Raw genomic sequence first — 386 nt, 5'->3', positions numbered from 1 at the left:
GGATACAGTGAGTACAGCGATATTTAGCGGGATAAAGGGTTTGGCAGGTTTCGTCATTTTGAGTTCCTTATTGTTAGCTGTAGGGGCGTAAGGCTTACGCCCTGTCTTTTTTTTGGATTTGGTGTTAGCCGCTCGACAAGCGTTTTTTGGCAAGCACTTTTTTCCAACTATCTTCTAAACAATCAATCGCAAGCCATTTATCGACTGTTTCGCTATCAAGATTGCCTTTTTGGTTAGCCAGTTGCCACAGCGTAGCAAGGTCGGCAAAGGGATAGGGGCGTTCTACCAAATACACAGACAAACCTTGTATCAGCTCACCGTCTTGCACCACTTTAAAATACCACCCCGCCCCACCGATATCCGTCAAAAATGAGGCAACGCCATAC

At 45.9% G+C, this 386-nt stretch carries 1 protein-coding gene; it reads right to left on the bottom strand.

Features of this window, described 5'->3' with window-relative positions; genetic code table 11:
* Positions 1-124 precede the first annotated feature (124 nt).
* Positions 125-386, bottom strand: a 262-nt coding sequence (locus M3666_RS16510) for a hypothetical protein (protein WP_251155828.1), incomplete at its 5' end; no start/stop codon positions are given.

Source organism: Curtobacterium sp. ODYSSEY 48 V2 (assembly GCF_023712625.1).
Lineage (GTDB): Bacteria > Actinomycetota > Actinomycetes > Actinomycetales > Microbacteriaceae > Curtobacterium.
The sequence above is the reverse complement of the archived record's forward strand: the minus strand, read 5'-3'. Positions and strand labels throughout refer to the sequence as shown.